Origin of the sequence: Pelomonas dachongensis (assembly GCF_043555865.1) — a bacterium.
Lineage (GTDB): Bacteria > Pseudomonadota > Gammaproteobacteria > Burkholderiales > Burkholderiaceae_C > Pelomonas > Pelomonas dachongensis.
Map to the genome: position 1 here is coordinate 187995 of NZ_JBIGHY010000006.1, position 14965 is coordinate 202959.

Sequence of the window (14965 nt, forward strand, 5' to 3'; positions counted from 1 at the left end):
GCTGGCCCGCCGGCGCCTCAGTGCCAGCCTGCGGGATCCAGCCGGTAGTAGCGGCTCAGTTCGGCGTACAGCGCCGGGTGCGCCGCGGCCAGCTCCAGTGGCCGCTCGAAGAACAGCTCGCTGATGACGGCGAAGAATTCCGCCGGCTCGGTCGCGCCATAGGCGTCGATCAGCGAGGGCTCGCCTTGCGCCAGCCGCGCTCGCAACGCATCGAACTCGTTTTGCATCACCGTCGACCAGCGACGGTAGTCGGCCGCCGTGGCCAGGGCCGGCGCGCCGTTGGCCTGGCCGCCCGCCTGATCCAGCTGGTGGGCGAACTCGTGGATGACCACGTTGTGGCCGTCGCCCGGCGTGGCGGCGCCGCGCTTCACTTCGTCCCAGGCCAGCAACACCTGGCCCTGGCTCCAGCTCTCGCCGGCCAGCACGCGGCGCTGGTCGGACAGCACGCCGCCCGATTCGGTCACCGGTCGCTCGACGACGAAAGCGCCGGGGTACAGCAGGATCTGGCGCAGCTCGGGGTACAGGCCACGCGCCGCGCCCAGCAGCGGCAGGCAGGCCAGCGCGGCGATGGTCACCCGCATCTCGTCCGTCACCTTCAGTCCGCGGCAGCCGATGATGGGTTTCTCGGCCAGAAACACCTGCATCAGCCCTTTCAGCCGCAGCTGCTGGCGGGCCGGCAGCCGGGCCACCAGCGGCACATGGCGGCGCAGCAGCCGCCGCCACGCGGGCGGGAACGGTTGGCTGGCGATGCGTTCGCGGCGGCTGCGCACCCACCGCGGCCACAGCGCGATGGCGGCGGCGGCCAGCAGGACGAAGGCGAAGCAGATCAGCAGCGGCATGGTGGGCACATAGGTCTGGCGGCTGGCTTTGCAAGTGCGGACCTTCCCACCCATCAGGGGAGGCGCGATGCGCGTTAGGCTGACCGGCATGCCGCACGAATCCAGACTGCAGGCGTGGCAGGTGCTGCTGGGCGGCATCTGCGCGCTGGTGCTGACCATCGGCCTGGCCCGCTTCGCCTACACGCCGCTGCTGCCGCAGATGCAGGCGCAGGCGGGCCTGGGCCTGGCCGACGGCGGGCTGCTGGCGGCCATCAATTACGCCGGCTACATGAGCGGCGCGCTGTTGGCGGCCTGGATCGAGAGCCCAGTGTGGCGCCAGCGGTTGTACAGCTGGGGGCTGCCGCTGGCGCTGGCGATCACCGCACTGATGGGGTGGAGCACGTCGTTCGGCGTGTGGGCCGCATCGCGCTACCTGGGCGGCTTGTGTGGCGCGGCCGGCATGCTGCTGGGCTCGGGGCTGGTGCAGGGTTGGCTGATCCGCTCCGGCCGGCGGCCCGAGCTGGGCATCTACTTCATCGGCCTGGGGCTGGGCATCGTCGTGTCGGCGCTGGGCGCCATGGGCATGACCGGCGCGGGCCTCGCCTGGGACAGGCAGTGGCTGGGCTTCGCGCTGCTGGGGTTGGTGTTCCTGATTCCAGCCTGGCGCTGGCGGCCGCCCGTCCCGCCGCCCGGCAAGTCCGCCGCCAGGGGCGACGCGCCCAGCCGGCGCTGGATGGCGCTGATGGTGGCGGCCTACTTCTGTGCCGGCTGGGGCTTCGTCATCAACGCGACGTTCACGGTTGCCATCGTCGAGGGGCTGCCGCTGCTGGCGGGGCAGGGCGCCTGGGCCTGGCTGCTGGTGGGACTGGCGGCCACGCCGGCGGTGTTCCTGTGGGACCACGTCGCCAGACGGTTGGGCGACGTGGGGGCACTGCTGCTGGCCTTCGGCCTGCAGATCGTGGGTGTGCTGCTGCCGGTGCTGGCCGGCGGCCTGGCTGCGGCGCTGCTGGGCGCGCTGCTGTACGGCGCGACCTTCATCGGCATCGTCAGCCTGACGCTGGCCCTTGTCGGCCGCCGCTCGCCAGCCAACCCTGGCAAGGCGATGGCGCGGCTGACGCTGAGCTACGGGGCCGCGCAGGTCAGCGCGCCGGCGCTGACGGGCCGCATGGTCGAGGCCAGCGGCAGCTTCGAGGCTGCGCTGTGGCTGACGGCGGCGGTGCTGGCAGCCGGCATGGCCTGCCTGGCCGCCGTGCTGCGCGAAGCGGACGGCTGATCAGGGACCCTTGCCGCCGCCCACAGGCGTGGGGGCGCTCTGACGCATGTTCTCGCCCACCGCAGCGGCAGCGCGCCGCTCCGCCTCGCGCTGCGCTTCCGTGCGGCAGCGCGAACTGGACAGCATGCTGCCCGTGCGCGACTCGCGCTCGCAGATGGTGCCTTCGGCGTCGGCGGTGGTGCCGGCACCTCGGGGTGACGCTGCGCACGCAGCAAGCAAGAGCGAAAGCAAAGGCACCAGCAACAGTTTCATGACGAGCGATGAAAAGGAAGAGGCGCGCAGGATACGCGGTCACTGCGGTTGAGCCGGCAGGGTGGGGCGTGAATCGTGCCGCGAGGCGCCGCTCCGCGTGAGGTAAAGCTGGCGTAACGCCTTGTGAGCGAGGTCATCCCCAGCGCCCGCCGCACAGTTAGATCACGCGGGCCGCGCTCTTGCGGCCGGAGAGAAATTCATGAAACGAACGACCCTCGGCGTGGTGTTGGTGGCTGCCGCAATGTTGTCCGGCTGCATCATCGTGCCGCCGCGCCACCATGGACACCGCTATGGCTCGGCCCATGTGACCGTGGTGGAGAGCCCCCGCTACGAGCGCGGCGACAGTGGTGATCGCGGGGGCCGCGACTACGGCCCACCGCCGCGGCGCGGCTGGTGAGCTGTCGCGCCGTCAGGCGTCGCCGCTGGACGCCTGGCGGCGGCCGCTGCGCCTTGCCTTGTCGGCGGCCTGTGCCGCCTCGCGCTCGGCGGCCTGCAGCGCCTCGGCCTCGGCCAGCTCGCGGCGCCAGGCGGCCATCTCGTCCGGCGTCTCCAGCGTGATGGCGCCCAGTTGTCCGCCGCGGAAGTCGCCCAGCAGTGCCTCAGCGGCCTTGTGCATCTGCACCGCGCCACCGCGGATCTTGGCGCCGCGTTTCACGCCGATCGCCTCCAGCACCGCCTCGTCCGTGCCCAGCTCGGCCAGGTCGTAACGCTGCTGCAGCCGCTCGGGATAGTGGCGCTTCAGCGTCGCGATCAGTTCCAGCGCCACCTCTTCCTCGTCGAACGCGTTGCGGCCGATCGCACCGCTGGCGGCCAGGTGGTAGCCGCTCTGCGCGATGGCGATGCGCGGCCACATCATGCCGGGCGTGTCGAACAGGTAGAACCCGTTTTCCAGCACGATCTTCTGCTCGATCTTCGTGATGCCGGGCTCGTCGCCGGTCTTGGCGGCGCGCTTGCCCACCAGCGTGTTGATCAGTGTGCTCTTGCCGACGTTGGGGATGCCACAGATCAGCACGCGCAGCGGCTTGTGCATGTCGCCGCGCAGCGGTGCCAGTTCGCGGCAGGCCTTGATCAGCGCGCGTGCCGGTGCCTTCTCGCCGGCATCCAGCGGGATGGCGCGGGTGTGCGGCTGCGCGTTGTAGAAGTCCAGCCAGGCCGCGGTCTGCGCCGGGTCGGCCAGGTCCTGCTTGTTCAGCACCTTCAGCGCCGGCCGGCCGGTCGTCAGCGCGGCCAGCATCGGGTTGCTGCTGGAGCCGGGCAGCCGCGCGTCCAGCAGCTCGATCACGACGTCCAGCCCCGCCTTGACGCGATCCTTGATCGCGCGGGCGGTAGAGTGCATGTGGCCGGGAAACCAGTGGATGGACATTCGCTAGGGATTCGCAAAGGCGTCAAAAGCCAGCATTGTCGGGCTTACATCCCGTTGCGGGGCGCACGCTGGCTGCGCCCACCATTGGAGGATTGCGTCAGAGGAGCGTATGAGATTTGAAGGAACGCTGAGCGCCTGGAACGCCGATGGCGGTTACGGCAGCATTCGCCCGCTGGGTGGCGGGGATGAGGTGTTCGTGGCGCTGGCGGCTTTTCCGACCGATGGCGATGGGCCGCGGCTCGATGAGCCGCTGAGCTTTGAAATTGTGACCGGGCGTGACGGCCGCAAGCAGGCCGTGCAGCTGAAGCGGCTGCCTGCGGCGCAGCGCAGCGCGGCGTTGCGCGAGGCCACCGGCATCGGCCACCAGCGGGTGCGGCAGGCGCAAAGAAAACGGCGCCTGGGCCTGGCGGCCGGCGCCGTGTTCGCGGTAGCGCTGGTGGTGGGCGGTGTGCGGCTGTGGCCCGGTTCGCACGCGGGCGACGTGCCGCCCTCCATGCGGCGCTGAGCGCCTGCAGCCGGCGTGGTGCCGGCTCAGCCGCTCAGTCTTCGTTCTTGAAGACCAGCTTCACTTCGTGCGTGCCCTTCTCGCCCGCCTCGAACTTCCACTCCATCAGCGCTGCTTTCACGGCACGATCGAACACGCGCTTGGGCTCGGCCTCGAGGATCTCGACGTCGCTGACCTTGCCGTCGGCCTCGATGACCAGCTTGGCCTTCACAGAACCCGTGGAGATGCCCTTCTTGGCCGCCTCCGAGGGGAATTCGGGCGGCACCTTCTTGACGACCTTGGGGGCGGCTTGCGCTGCCCCCACCGCCAGCATCAGGCTGGCGGCGACGGCGGTGATGGAACGCAGGATGGACATGGCGAACCTCGCGTGAGAGTGACTAGGGTTCAGGCAGCGCGGAAGAAACCGACCGCTTCGATGAGGCGTGTGGAGCTGTCGCGCAGCGCGTCTGCCGAGCGGCTCAGGTCGCCCACCAGGCTGGTGTTCTGCTGCGTGGCCTTGTCCAGCTCGTTCATGGCGCCGTTGACGACGCCCACGCCCGTGGCCTGCTCCTGGGCCGAGTGCGAGATCTCCTCGATCAGCTGACCCATGTTGTTGACCTCGTCGACGACGCTGCGGATGGTGACACCGGCGTTGTTGACCAGCGTGGTGCCGTTCTCCACCTTGACGGTCGATTCTTGGATCAGCACCTTGATTTCCTTGGCGGCGCCGGCCGAGCGCTGGGCCAGCGCGCGCACTTCGGCGGCCACCACGGCGAAGCCGCGGCCATGTTCTCCGGCACGGGCGGCTTCCACGGCAGCGTTCAGCGCGAGGATGTTGGTCTGGAAGGCGATGCCGTCGATGACGCCGATGATGTCGCCGATCTTCTTGGAGCTGGCGCTGATCTCTTCCATCGTCTCGACGACCTTGGAGACCACCGAGCCACCGTTGCTGGCGGCCTGACGGGCTGTCACCGCGATGCCGGCAGCGCGACGGGTCAGGTCGCTGGCGCCCTTCAGTGTGGAGGCGATCTGCTCCACCGAGGCGGCGGTGTTCTGCAGGCTGGCGGCAGAGCGCGTGGTGCGCTCTGCCAAGTTGGTGTTGCTGTCGGCGATGGAGCCGGAGTTGGAGGCGACCTCGCTGGCCGCGGTGGACACGTCGCGCACGACGCCGGACAGCGCCGCCTGCATGTCCTTCATGGCCTGCAGCATCTGGCTCAGTTCGTCACGGCCTTCGACCTTGATGTCCTGCGTCAGGTCGCCGGCGGCGATGGCTTCGGCGGCCTGCTGCGCCTTGCGGGCCGGGCCGACGATGGAGCGGGCGATGACCAAGAAGCTGCCGATGCCGATGATGACGGCCACCACCACCAGCACGCCGGTGATCATGACCGACAGGCGTGCCAGGCTCACGCCGTTGGTGGCCAACTGCTTGCCGTTCTCGAACTGCATGTCGACCAGCTTCTTGATGCCGTCCTGCAGCGCGGTCTGGGCCGGGCGCAGGTCGGTGATCAGGCTCTCGCGGGCCTCGTCGGGGCTGCCGTCGGTCTGGATCTTCTGGAACTTCTCCAGCGCGGCCAGGAACTTGGTCTTGTGGCCGCGCACATCGGCGACGACCGCCTTTTCCTGCTCGTCGACGATGTTGGCCTCCAGCTCCTTGAGCTGCTTCTCGCTCTCGTCGACGGCGCCGGTGATGGCAGCCTTCTGCTTCTTGATGGCTCCGGCGGTGTCCAGCAGCAGCAGGTCGCGCACGGCGCGCGAGATGATGTTGACCTGACTTTCGAGGCCGTTGGCGGCGCCGATCTTCACCAGGCTGGAGTTCGCGGTGCGGTCCAGGTCCTTGGCCAGGCTGTTGGCGTTGTAGGCACCATAGACGCCGATGCCGACCAGCAGCAGGGTGAGAAAGCCAAAGCTCACGGCCAGGCGGAGGCCGATGCGCAATTGCGTCAGGAAGTTCATGCTTTCAGATCCTTGTCCGGTGATGCCCGGGTAGCGGCAGCGTGGTCGCTGCCGTGATTCCAACGATGACTTTGGGGCGCGCCGCCCGCTTGTTCTGGCCACACCAACTGGCCGCCGTGCAGTGTGGGGCGACCTGTGACTGTTTGCATCACAGGTGCTGGCGGGACGCGTGAAAACCTTCACGTCGCCCTCCTTGCTCGGGGGCTGGCGGCGGACTGACGGACCGTTAGCGGGCGGCTGCGGCCGCTCGCAGGCGCAGAACTTCGACCGTGTCGACCTCGCCGGCCCGGTGCCCAAACGACTCGCGCAGGTGGCTGGCCAGCGCGGCCAGTTCCTCGGCACCCAGCACGCCGGCAAAGGGCGGCATGCCGTAGGGGCGCGGGTGCCCGGGCGTGGCCGGGGCGAAGCCGCCGCGCTCGATGAGGCGCAGCAGGTTCGCCGCGCTGGCCTGCGTGACCAGCCGGCTGCCGGCCAGGGGCGGGTAGGCCAGCGCGCCGGACGCGTCGCGCCGGCCCTCGCCGGCGTCGCCGTGGCAACTGGCGCAGTGCTCGCGGTACAGCGCCGCGCCGAGCTGGCGGCGGCTCACGTCGGGGTCGGCCGGCCGGGCGCGCGCCACGGCCTGCTCCGGCAGGCTGCGCAGGTAGGTGCTCATCGCACCCAGGTCACCATCGTTCAGCGCCGCCGTGCTGCCCAGGATGACCTCGGCCATCGGGCCCTGCGCGGTGTGGCTGTCGACATGGCCATCGCGCAACCAGCGCCTCAGCGTGGCGTCGGGCCAGCGCTGCACGCCCGCCTCGGCCGGGTCCAGCAGCGACGGGGCGTACCAGCCCAGCCCGGCCAGCAGGCCGCCGCGAAAGTCCGCTGCACCGCCGTCGCCGCCCAGCGGGCCGCGCGTCGCATGGCAGGCGCTGCAGTGCGCCAGGCCTTGGGTCAAGTAGGCGCCGCGGTTCCAGGTCGCATCCTGGGCGGCGTCCGGCCGGTACACGCCCGGCTTGAAGTACAGCGCCCGCCAGCCGGCGATGGCCAGCTGCGAGCCGTAGGGCCAGCGCAGCTCGTGCGCGCGGCGCGGCGCGGCGACGGCCGGTTGTGCCTGCAGCCAGGCGTGCAGCGCATCGGCGTCGTCGCGCGTGACGAGTGTGGTGTTGGTGATGGGATGCACCGGCACCAGCAGCCGGCCGTCGCGCGACTGGCCCAGGTGCAGCGCGCGCCAGAAGTCGTCGGCGCTCCAGCCGGCCAGCCCGCTGGCATCGGGGGTCAGGTTCGGCGCGAACACGGTGCCGAACGGCGTCGGGATACCGCGACCACCCGCCAGACGCTCGCCGCCGCGCGCCGTATGGCAGCCGGCGCAGTTGCCGATGGCGCCCAGGTAGGCGCCGCGCTGGATGCTGACCGGGCCTGTGCGCGGCGCCGCCGCCTCCGTCAGGTTGCGTTGCCAGCCCAGCAACGCCGCAGCGGCCAGCACGGCCAGCAACACCAGCGCCGCGGCGCCGAGCAGCAAGCGTTTCACCGTCATGGCGCCACCCCGCCGCAGCGGACCGGTGCCGGCGCGGGCAGCGCGGCGACGGGATGCGGATCGGCAGGCAGCGGCCGGCTGGCCAGGAACTGCGTGATGGCATTGATCTCGGCGGGGGCCAAGGTCTTGGCGATGTCCGCCATGCAGTCGGGCGCATGGGCACGGCGCAGGCCGCTGCGCCAGGCGCCGAGCTGGCCATTCAGGTAGTCGCGCGACAGTCCGAGCAGGCCGGGTGTGCCGGGCTGCGCGCCCGTGAGGCGCTCGCCGTGGCAGGCGGTGCACGCCGGCAGGCGGCGGGCCGCGTCGCCGTCGCGGATCAGCCGCTCGGCCTTTGCCAGCTCGGGGGCGGGCAGCGTGGGCGGCTGCGGTGGCGGGTAGGGCAAGTCCAGCGCCGCAAAGTGTCCGGCCAGCGCCTTCAGGTAGTCATCCGACAGGGGCGCGATCAGCTCGCTCATCAAGCCGTAGTCGCGCCGGCCGTCACGGAAGTTCAGCAGTTGGTTGTACAGATAGCCGGCCGGCTTGCCGGCCAGGCGCGGGTAGTAGCCGTCTGCCGCGGCGCGGCCTTCCTTGCCGTGGCAGACGGTGCAGGCGACGGCGCGCTGGGCCAGCGTGTCGGGCACGGGCACGGGCACGGGCATGGGCGGAGCGGCAGGCAGCGTCTGTGCCTGGGTCCACGAGGCCAGCAGGCACAACGCGGCAATGAGCGAGCGGATCACGGAGGGCATGGCCCGTCATCTTGCCTGCATTGGCGCGGGCGGATAAGGAGCAGATGCGGCCGTCTGCGACCGTATCAGTTCGCCCAGCCGTGCGACGGCCGCGGCGAGCGTGGGTGTCCAGGGTTGGCCGGCATTCAGGCGCAGGCAGTTCAGGAAGCGGCCCTGCGCGCAGAACAGCGGTCCGGGCGCGAGGCTGATGCCTTCTTGCAGGGCCGCGCGCTGCAGCGAGAGGCTGTCGTGCGCCGCGGGCAGCTCCACCCACAGGAAGTAGCCGCCCTCCGGCTGCGTCACGCGCGTGCCGGCCGGAAAGTGCCGCAGCACGGCGGCCCGCAGCGTGCGCTGCTGCGCCGCCAGCGCCCGGCGCAGCGCGCGCAGGTGGCGCTCGTAGTCCCCGCCTTCCAGGTAGTGGGCGATGGCGGCCTGCGCCGGCCAGGAGCCCGACAGGCTCTGACTGAGCTTGGCGCGCTGCAGCGCTGGCGCGAACCGGCCCGCGGCGACCCAGCCGACGCGCCAGCCCGGTGCCAGCGTCTTGGCGAACGAACCGGCGTGCAGCACGCCGCCCTGCGTCGCGTAGGCCTTGGCGGGCAGCGGGGGCAGCCCGTGGTGCTGCAGCTCGGCGTAGACGTCATCCTCGATGAGCGGGATGCCGTGGCGCTCCAGCAGCGCCACCAGCGCTCGCTTCTTCTCCACCGGCATCAGGCTGCCCAGCGGGTTTTGGAAGCTGGTCATCAGCCAGCAGGCAGCTGGCGCGTGGCGCTCGATCAGACGGGCCATGGCGTCCAGGTCGGCGCCGGAGGCGGCCTGCGTGGGCACCTCGATGGCGCGCAGGCCCAACCGCTCCAGCGCCTGCAGTGCGGCGTAGAAACAGGGCGACTCGATCAGCACGGCGTCACCCGGCCGGGTCAGCAGCTGCAGCGAGAGGTTCAGCCCTTCCAGCGCGCCGTCGGTCAGCACGATCTCGTCAGGCGCGATGCTCATGCCCAGCCGCAGGTAGCGCAGCGCGATCTGGCGCCGCAGGCCCTCGTGCCCGCCGGGAAGCTGCTGTGTCAGCTCCTCGGGCACCAGGCGCCGGCTGCCGGCGATCATCGCGCTGCGCAACCGCGCGAACGGAAACAGCGTCGGGCTCGGAAAGGCCGAGCCCAGCGGCGTGTGGATCTCGTGCCCACCGGTGCCGAGCAGCTGGAACACCATCTCGCTGACGGCAACGGGCTGTGGCTCGTGTGCCGGCGTTGCCACGGGGGCGGCTGCCGGCGCGACGAAATAGCCGGAGCGCTCGGCGGCGCGGATCAGGCCGCGCGCTTCGAGCAGGTGGTAGGCCTGGAACACCGTGGCAGCGCTGCAGCCGCGGCTGGCCTGGGTCTGGCGCACGGAGGGCAGCCGGTCGCCCGGGCGCAGCGCGCCGGCCTGGATCAGCGCCGACAGTTCATCCGCGAGCCGGCGGTAGCGCGGTGGCTCCGCGCTCACCGCGCGCCAAAAATGGCGGAGCCCACGCGCACCATCGTCGAGCCGGCCGCGATGGCGTCCTCCAGGTCGGCGCTCATGCCCAGCGACAGCGTGTCCAGCGGGAGGCCTTCCGCCTGCAGCCTCGCCCACAGCGCCGCCATGGCTTGATGCTGGGCCAGCGCGCCCGGGCCAGGCTCGGGCACGGCCATCAGCCCGCGCAGCGACAGCCCGGGCAGCGCGGCCACTTGATGGGCAAGTGCGGCCGCGTCGGCCGGCAGCAGACCGCTCTTGCTGGCCTCCGCGCTGATGTTGATTTGCAAGCAGATGTTCAGCGGCGCCAGCCCGGCCGGGCGCTGCTCGGACAGGCGCTGCGCGACCTTCAGCCGGTCCACGCTGTGCACCCAGTCGAACCGCTCGGCCACGGGTTTGGTCTTGTTGGACTGCAGCGGCCCGATCAGGTGCCACTGCATCTGGCTGCGCAGATCGCCCAGTTCCTCGATCTTGGCCAGGCCTTCCTGCACATAGTTCTCGCCGAACGCGCGGGCGCCGGCGTCGAAGGCTTCACGCACGGCGGCGGCAGGGAAGGTCTTGCTGACCACCAGCAGCTGTACCGCCTCGGGTGGACGGCCGGCTGCGACACATGCCGCAGCAATGCGGGTTTTGACGGCTTGGAGGGAGTCTGGGATCGCCATAATCAGCTGAGCATCTACAGGCACACCAATGGACATCACTCAGCTGCTGGCATTCTCGGTCAAGAACAAGGCCTCCGACCTGCACCTCTCCGCCGGCCTGCCGCCGATGATCCGCGTGCATGGCGACGTGCGCCGCATCAATGTCGAGGCGCTGGACCACCGCGCGGTGCACGACATGGTGTACGACATCATGAACGACTCCCAGCGCAAGGTGTACGAGGACACGCTGGAGGTCGACTTCTCGTTCGAGATCCAGGGCCTGGCGCGCTTTCGCGTCAATGCCTTCAACCAGAACCGCGGCGCGGGCGCGGTGTTCCGCACCATCCCGAGCAAGATCCTGTCGCTGGAGCAACTCAACGCGCCCAAGGTCTTCGCCGAGCTCGCGCTGCGCCCGCGCGGCCTGGTGCTGGTGACGGGGCCTACCGGCTCGGGCAAGAGCACGACGCTGGCCGGCATGGTGAATCACCTCAACGAGAACGAGTACGGGCACATCCTGACCATCGAGGACCCGATCGAGTTCGTGCACGAGTCCAAGAAGAGCCTGATCAACCAGCGCGAGGTGGGGCCGCACACGCACAGCTTCAGCAATGCGCTGCGCTCGGCGCTGCGCGAAGACCCGGACTGCGTGCTGGTGGGCGAAATGCGCGACCTGGAAACCATCCGCCTGGCGCTGACCGCGGCCGAGACGGGTCACTTGGTGTTCGGCACGCTGCACACTTCGTCGGCCGCCAAGACGGTGGACCGCATCGTCGACGTGTTCCCCGCGGCCGAGAAGGAGATGGTGCGCGCGATGGTGTCGGAGTCGCTTCAGGCCGTCATCTCGCAAAGCCTGTGCAAGCTCAAGGACGGCACCGGCCGCGTCGCGGCGCACGAGATCATGCTGGGCACCTCGGCCATCCGCAACCTGATCCGCGAGAACAAGGTGGCGCAGATGTACTCGGCCATCCAGACCGGCAACAGCCAGGGCATGCAGACGCTGGACCAGAACCTCACCGACCTCGTCCGCCGCAACATCATTTCGCCAGCCGAAGCGCGCGCCAAGGCCAAGTTCCCCGAGAACTTCCCGGGCTAGCCCGGGGAGTTTGACGTCACTCATATGGCCAAGCCATGTGGGTGACTGCAGAACGCTGTACGAGAAAGACAGGACCAACATGGAACGCGATCAGGCCTCGAAATTCATCAACGACCTGCTGCGGCTGATGCTGTCGCGCAAGGGCTCCGACCTGTTCCTGACAGCCGAGTTCCCACCCGCCATCAAGGTGGACGGCAAGATGACCAAGGTGTCGCCGCAGCCGCTGACCGGCCAGCACACGCTGCAGCTGGCGCGGGCCATCATGAACGACAAGCAGGCCGCCGAGTTCGAGCGCTCCAAGGAGTGCAACTTCGCGATCTCGCCGCACGGCATCGGGCGCTTTCGCGTCAACGCGTTCATTCAGCAGGGCCAGGTGGGCCTGGTGCTGCGGACCATCCCGTCCACGCTGCCCACCATCGAGTCGCTGGACTTGCCCATCGTGCTGAAAGAGGTGGTGCAGCAAAAGCGCGGGCTGGTCATCATCGTGGGCGCCACCGGCTCGGGCAAGAGCACGTCGCTGGCCGCGATGATCGATGAGCGCAACGAGACGACCTACGGCCACATCGTGACCATCGAGGACCCGATCGAGTTCGTGCACCCGCACAAGAACTGCATCGTCACGCAGCGCGAGCTGGGCATCGACACCGACAGCTGGGAGGCGGCGCTGAAGAACTCGCTGCGCCAGGCGCCCGACGTCATCCTGATGGGCGAGCTGCGCGACCGCGAGACCATGGACCACGCCATCGCCTTCGCCGAGACCGGCCACCTGTGCATGGCCACGCTGCACGCCAACAGCGCCAACCAGGCGCTGGACCGCATCATCAACTTCTTCCCTGAAGACCGCCGCCAGCAGCTGCTGATGGACATCTCGCTGAACTTGCGGGCGCTCGTCAGCCAGCGGCTGCTGCCGCGCCGCGAGGGCAAGGGCCGCGTCGCGGCGGTGGAGATCCTGCTGAACACGCCGCTGATCTCCGACCTCATCTTCAAGGGCGAGATCAGCGAGATCAAGGAGCTGATGAAGCGCTCCCGCGAGCAGGGCATGCAGACCTTCGACCAGGCGCTGTTCGACCTGTACGAGGCCGGCAAGGTGACCTACGAGGACGCGCTGCGCAACGCTGACTCGGTCAACGACCTGCGCCTGCAGATCAAGCTCAACAGCGAGCGCGCCCGCAGTGGCGACCTCACCACCGGCACCGAACACCTGACAATCCTTTGACCATGAGCACTCGTGCCTACGAAGCCCAACCCTCCCGCCGCGTGGCCTTCCTGGGCCTGGGCGTCATGGGCCACCCGATGGCCGGCCACCTGGCACGTGCTGGCCACCATGTCACGGTCTACAACCGCACGGCGGCCAAGGCCGAGGCCTGGGTCAAGGAGTACGGCGGCATGTGCGCCGCCACACCGGCAGAGGCGGTCAAGGCAGCGGAGTTCGTGTTCTGCTGCGTGGGCAACGACGACGACCTGCGCTCGGTCGTGCTGGGCGACAACGGCGCGCTCGCCGGCATGGCTGCGGGTGCGGTGTTCGTCGACCACACCACCGCATCGGCTGAGGTCGCGCGCGAGCTGCACGGCGAAGCCGCCCGGCGCGGCATCGCCTTCGTCGATGCGCCGGTCTCCGGCGGTCAGGCCGGTGCTGTCAACGGTGCGCTGACCGTCATGTGCGGCGGCGACGCGGCGGCCTTCGACGCGATGAAGCCGCTGGCGCTGAACTTCGCCAAGGCCGTCACGCTGCTGGGCGGATCGGGTTCGGGGCAGCTGGCCAAGATGGTCAACCAGATCTGCATCGCCGGTGTCGTCCAAGGCCTGGCCGAGGCGGTGCGTTTCGGCCAGAAGTCGGGCCTGGACATGGCGCAGGTGCTGGACGTCATCGGCAAGGGCGCGGCCCAGAGCTGGCAGATGGAGAACCGCGGCAAGACCATGGTCGAGGACAAGTTCGACTTCGGCTTCGCGGTCGACTGGATGCGCAAGGACCTGGGCCTCGTGTTGGACGAGGCCCGCCGCAACGGCGCCCGCCTGCCGCTGACGGCGCTGGTCGACCAGTTCTATGCCGACGTGCAGGCGCAGGGCGGCAATCGGTGGGACACGTCCAGCCTCATCAAGCGCCTTTGATTCAAGCGCGCCGTCTCAGGGCGGTCCCGCCCCGCGCATCAGCCCTGGGCGAGCGGCTCACTGCGCCGGCTTGGGCGCGTACCCCGCCAGTTCGTCATCGCTGATGATCTCGAATGACCGGATCACCTTGCGCACGCCGCTGACCTGGCGGGCGATTTCGGTGGCGCGGTTGGCCTCGCGCTCGCTGACGCGGCCCATCAGATAGACGTTGCCGCGTTCAACCACGACGAAGAACGCATTGCTGATCAGGTCGCGGGCGTCGATGAGCCGGGCCTTGACCTTGCTCTCGATCAGCAGGTCGTTGGAGCGGCCGCTCAGCGAACTGGCTGGGCCCACGGCGATCTCGTTCATCACCCGCTGCACGTTCTCGACGCCGCCCGCCAGTTCGCCGGCCCGGGCGCGCGTCTCTTCCGTCAGCGCCTCGCCAGTCAGCAGCGCGACGCGGTTGTAGCTGTTGACGTTGATGTGGGCCTTGTCGCCCAGCTCGCGCAGGCGCGCGCCGGCCTTGATCTCGATGCTCTTGTCCTCCAGCTGCGTGCCGGAGGTGCGGCGGTCGGTGGCGACGTTGACGCCGCCGACCATGGCGCCGCCGATCAGCAGCGGGGCGCAGCCGGTGGTCAGCGTGCTGACGAGGACAGCGGCGAGCAGGGTGCGGTGCAAGGTTGACTTCATCGGATTTCCATCAAGAGGGTTTCATTCGTCGCTGCCGAGCAGTTGCATGTCGACGGCGTCGGCCAGCGCATGCAGCAGCACGCGCTGGGCCTCGATAACGCGCGGCTCGCGCGCGTGGCTGACGCGGATCTGGATGTCCGTGTCCTCCAGCAGGCCGCGCCATTCGTCGGTGTTGCCACCCGTCAGCGCGATGACGCTCATCTCCTGCGAATGCGCCGCAGCCAGCGCGGCGGCCCAGGCGTCGCGCTGTTCGCGCAGCGGCTCCAGCATGACGAGCACGTCGCCCGGATGGCCGTGCGCCTGCAGCAGCCGCGCCAGGTCCAGGCCTGCCGCGTCGCGCGCCTGAGCCGACAGGCTCCAAGCGGCCAGGCCCGGGCGCTCCTGCTCGAAGCGGCCGGCCAGCCGGGCGGCGAGGTAATCGGCGTCCAGCGCTGCCAGGCCATGCGCGGCGCACAGGATGCGGTTGCCCCCGGTGATGGCGTCCACCACCATCTGCGCGGCCATCGCCAGGGGGCGGGCCAGCTGCTCGGCCGCCTGGTAGAGCAGGTCGGCGCTTTCGAAGAACTGCTGCTGGATTCTTTGTTCGATCATTGGGGCCGGATCAT

The 14965-nt window shown here is 69.8% G+C and carries 17 protein-coding genes; 6 read left to right on the forward strand and 11 right to left on the reverse strand.

All coding sequences use genetic code 11. From position 1 onward, the window contains the following. Nucleotides 1-17: 17 nt before the first annotated feature. Nucleotides 18-893: a M90 family metallopeptidase gene (locus ACG02S_RS17310; RefSeq protein ID WP_394471724.1), complete on the reverse strand. Its 876-nt coding sequence runs from the start codon at nucleotides 891-893 to the stop codon at nucleotides 18-20. A 13-nt stretch (nucleotides 894-906) separates the two neighbouring features. Here ACG02S_RS17310 and ACG02S_RS17315 point away from each other — a divergent pair, with 13 nt between their 5' ends. Then, the gene (locus tag ACG02S_RS17315) at nucleotides 907-2091 is read left to right on the forward strand and encodes a YbfB/YjiJ family MFS transporter (protein WP_394471725.1); all 1185 of its coding nucleotides are present in this window, start codon (nucleotides 907-909) and stop codon (nucleotides 2089-2091) included. Here the strand turns inward: ACG02S_RS17315 and ACG02S_RS17320 are convergent, their stop codons facing one another. Next, nucleotides 2092-2343: a hypothetical protein gene (locus tag ACG02S_RS17320; RefSeq protein ID WP_394471726.1), complete on the reverse strand. Its 252-nt coding sequence runs from the start codon at nucleotides 2341-2343 to the stop codon at nucleotides 2092-2094. A gap of 199 nt (nucleotides 2344-2542) precedes the next feature. Here ACG02S_RS17320 and ACG02S_RS17325 point away from each other — a divergent pair, with 199 nt between their 5' ends. Then, nucleotides 2543-2740 (forward strand): hypothetical protein, encoded by a 198-nt coding sequence (locus tag ACG02S_RS17325; protein WP_394471727.1) that lies wholly within the window; start codon nucleotides 2543-2545, stop codon nucleotides 2738-2740. Nucleotides 2741-2752: 12 nt separating this feature from the next. On the opposite strand, the gene ylqF is transcribed toward ACG02S_RS17325, so the two are convergent. After that, nucleotides 2753-3706 (reverse strand): ribosome biogenesis GTPase YlqF, encoded by a 954-nt coding sequence (gene ylqF, locus ACG02S_RS17330; protein ID WP_394471728.1) that lies wholly within the window; start codon nucleotides 3704-3706, stop codon nucleotides 2753-2755. A 109-nt stretch (nucleotides 3707-3815) separates the two neighbouring features. Here ylqF and ACG02S_RS17335 point away from each other — a divergent pair, with 109 nt between their 5' ends. Further along, complete coding sequence (locus ACG02S_RS17335; RefSeq protein ID WP_394471729.1) at nucleotides 3816-4211, forward strand: cold-shock protein; 396 nt, start codon at nucleotides 3816-3818, stop codon at nucleotides 4209-4211. Between the two features lie 34 nt (nucleotides 4212-4245). Here ACG02S_RS17335 and ACG02S_RS17340 read toward each other — a convergent pair whose 3' ends face one another. The 6 genes from ACG02S_RS17340 to ACG02S_RS17365 form a co-directional block, all read right to left on the reverse strand. After that, nucleotides 4246-4566: a TonB family protein gene (locus ACG02S_RS17340; RefSeq protein WP_394471730.1), complete on the reverse strand. Its 321-nt coding sequence runs from the start codon at nucleotides 4564-4566 to the stop codon at nucleotides 4246-4248. Between the two features lie 29 nt (nucleotides 4567-4595). Then, nucleotides 4596-6143 carry a methyl-accepting chemotaxis protein gene (locus tag ACG02S_RS17345; protein WP_394471731.1) on the reverse strand — a complete coding sequence of 516 codons (1548 nt, stop codon included), beginning with the start codon at nucleotides 6141-6143 and terminating at the stop codon, nucleotides 4596-4598. A gap of 226 nt (nucleotides 6144-6369) precedes the next feature. Next, complete coding sequence (locus ACG02S_RS17350; protein WP_394471732.1) at nucleotides 6370-7656, reverse strand: c-type cytochrome; 1287 nt, start codon at nucleotides 7654-7656, stop codon at nucleotides 6370-6372. Next, a complete protein-coding gene (locus ACG02S_RS17355; protein WP_394471733.1) occupies nucleotides 7653-8381 on the reverse strand; it encodes a c-type cytochrome in 729 nt (242 codons plus the stop codon). The genes ACG02S_RS17350 and ACG02S_RS17355 overlap by 4 nt, the downstream gene beginning before the upstream one ends. A 6-nt stretch (nucleotides 8382-8387) precedes the next feature. After that, complete coding sequence (locus ACG02S_RS17360; protein WP_394471734.1) at nucleotides 8388-9836, reverse strand: aminotransferase-like domain-containing protein; 1449 nt, start codon at nucleotides 9834-9836, stop codon at nucleotides 8388-8390. Then, a complete protein-coding gene (locus tag ACG02S_RS17365) occupies nucleotides 9833-10507 on the reverse strand; it encodes a YggS family pyridoxal phosphate-dependent enzyme (protein ID WP_394471735.1) in 675 nt (224 codons plus the stop codon). The genes ACG02S_RS17360 and ACG02S_RS17365 overlap by 4 nt, the downstream gene beginning before the upstream one ends. Nucleotides 10508-10535: 28 nt before the next feature. Here ACG02S_RS17365 and ACG02S_RS17370 point away from each other — a divergent pair, with 28 nt between their 5' ends. The 3 genes from ACG02S_RS17370 (at nucleotide 10536) to ACG02S_RS17380 (ending at nucleotide 13688) form a co-directional block, all read left to right on the forward strand. Then, nucleotides 10536-11579 (forward strand): type IV pilus twitching motility protein PilT, encoded by a 1044-nt coding sequence (locus tag ACG02S_RS17370; RefSeq protein ID WP_394471736.1) that lies wholly within the window; start codon nucleotides 10536-10538, stop codon nucleotides 11577-11579. A gap of 79 nt (nucleotides 11580-11658) precedes the next feature. Then, nucleotides 11659-12795 (forward strand): PilT/PilU family type 4a pilus ATPase, encoded by a 1137-nt coding sequence (locus ACG02S_RS17375; protein WP_394471737.1) that lies wholly within the window; start codon nucleotides 11659-11661, stop codon nucleotides 12793-12795. Nucleotides 12796-12797: 2 nt separating this feature from the next. Then, nucleotides 12798-13688: an NAD(P)-dependent oxidoreductase gene (locus tag ACG02S_RS17380; RefSeq protein ID WP_394471738.1), complete on the forward strand. Its 891-nt coding sequence runs from the start codon at nucleotides 12798-12800 to the stop codon at nucleotides 13686-13688. 57 nt (nucleotides 13689-13745) lie between these two features. Here the strand turns inward: ACG02S_RS17380 and ACG02S_RS17385 are convergent, their stop codons facing one another. Beyond that, nucleotides 13746-14360 carry a BON domain-containing protein gene (locus ACG02S_RS17385; RefSeq protein WP_394471739.1) on the reverse strand — a complete coding sequence of 205 codons (615 nt, stop codon included), beginning with the start codon at nucleotides 14358-14360 and terminating at the stop codon, nucleotides 13746-13748. 21 nt (nucleotides 14361-14381) lie between these two features. After that, on the reverse strand, nucleotides 14382-14951 hold the full coding sequence (locus ACG02S_RS17390; RefSeq protein ID WP_394471740.1) for an SIS domain-containing protein: 570 nt from the start codon (nucleotides 14949-14951) through the stop codon (nucleotides 14382-14384). Nucleotides 14952-14965: the final 14 nt, after the last annotated feature.

Bases quoted from the DNA above. Each gene is read 5' to 3' on its own strand.
- ACG02S_RS17370 (WP_394471736.1), top strand. From the start codon at position 10,536: ATGGACATCACTCAGCTGCTGGCATTCTCGGTCAAGAACAAGGCCTCC.
- ACG02S_RS17365 (WP_394471735.1), bottom strand. From the start codon at position 10,507: ATGGCGATCCCAGACTCCCTCCAAGCCGTCAAAACCCGCATTGCTGCG.
- ACG02S_RS17340 (WP_394471730.1), bottom strand. From the start codon at position 4,566: ATGTCCATCCTGCGTTCCATCACCGCCGTCGCCGCCAGCCTGATGCTG.
- ACG02S_RS17375 (WP_394471737.1), top strand. From the start codon at position 11,659: ATGGAACGCGATCAGGCCTCGAAATTCATCAACGACCTGCTGCGGCTG.
- ACG02S_RS17380 (WP_394471738.1), top strand. From the start codon at position 12,798: ATGAGCACTCGTGCCTACGAAGCCCAACCCTCCCGCCGCGTGGCCTTC.
- ACG02S_RS17310 (WP_394471724.1), bottom strand. From the start codon at position 893: ATGGGTGGGAAGGTCCGCACTTGCAAAGCCAGCCGCCAGACCTATGTG.
- ACG02S_RS17355 (WP_394471733.1), bottom strand. From the start codon at position 8,381: ATGCCCTCCGTGATCCGCTCGCTCATTGCCGCGTTGTGCCTGCTGGCC.
- ACG02S_RS17315 (WP_394471725.1), top strand. From the start codon at position 907: ATGCGCGTTAGGCTGACCGGCATGCCGCACGAATCCAGACTGCAGGCG.
- ACG02S_RS17390 (WP_394471740.1), bottom strand. From the start codon at position 14,951: ATGATCGAACAAAGAATCCAGCAGCAGTTCTTCGAAAGCGCCGACCTG.
- ACG02S_RS17345 (WP_394471731.1), bottom strand. From the start codon at position 6,143: ATGAACTTCCTGACGCAATTGCGCATCGGCCTCCGCCTGGCCGTGAGC.
- ACG02S_RS17385 (WP_394471739.1), bottom strand. From the start codon at position 14,360: ATGAAGTCAACCTTGCACCGCACCCTGCTCGCCGCTGTCCTCGTCAGC.
- ylqF (WP_394471728.1), bottom strand. From the start codon at position 3,706: ATGTCCATCCACTGGTTTCCCGGCCACATGCACTCTACCGCCCGCGCG.
- ACG02S_RS17350 (WP_394471732.1), bottom strand. From the start codon at position 7,656: ATGACGGTGAAACGCTTGCTGCTCGGCGCCGCGGCGCTGGTGTTGCTG.
- ACG02S_RS17320 (WP_394471726.1), bottom strand. From the start codon at position 2,343: ATGAAACTGTTGCTGGTGCCTTTGCTTTCGCTCTTGCTTGCTGCGTGC.
- ACG02S_RS17335 (WP_394471729.1), top strand. From the start codon at position 3,816: ATGAGATTTGAAGGAACGCTGAGCGCCTGGAACGCCGATGGCGGTTAC.
- ACG02S_RS17325 (WP_394471727.1), top strand. From the start codon at position 2,543: ATGAAACGAACGACCCTCGGCGTGGTGTTGGTGGCTGCCGCAATGTTG.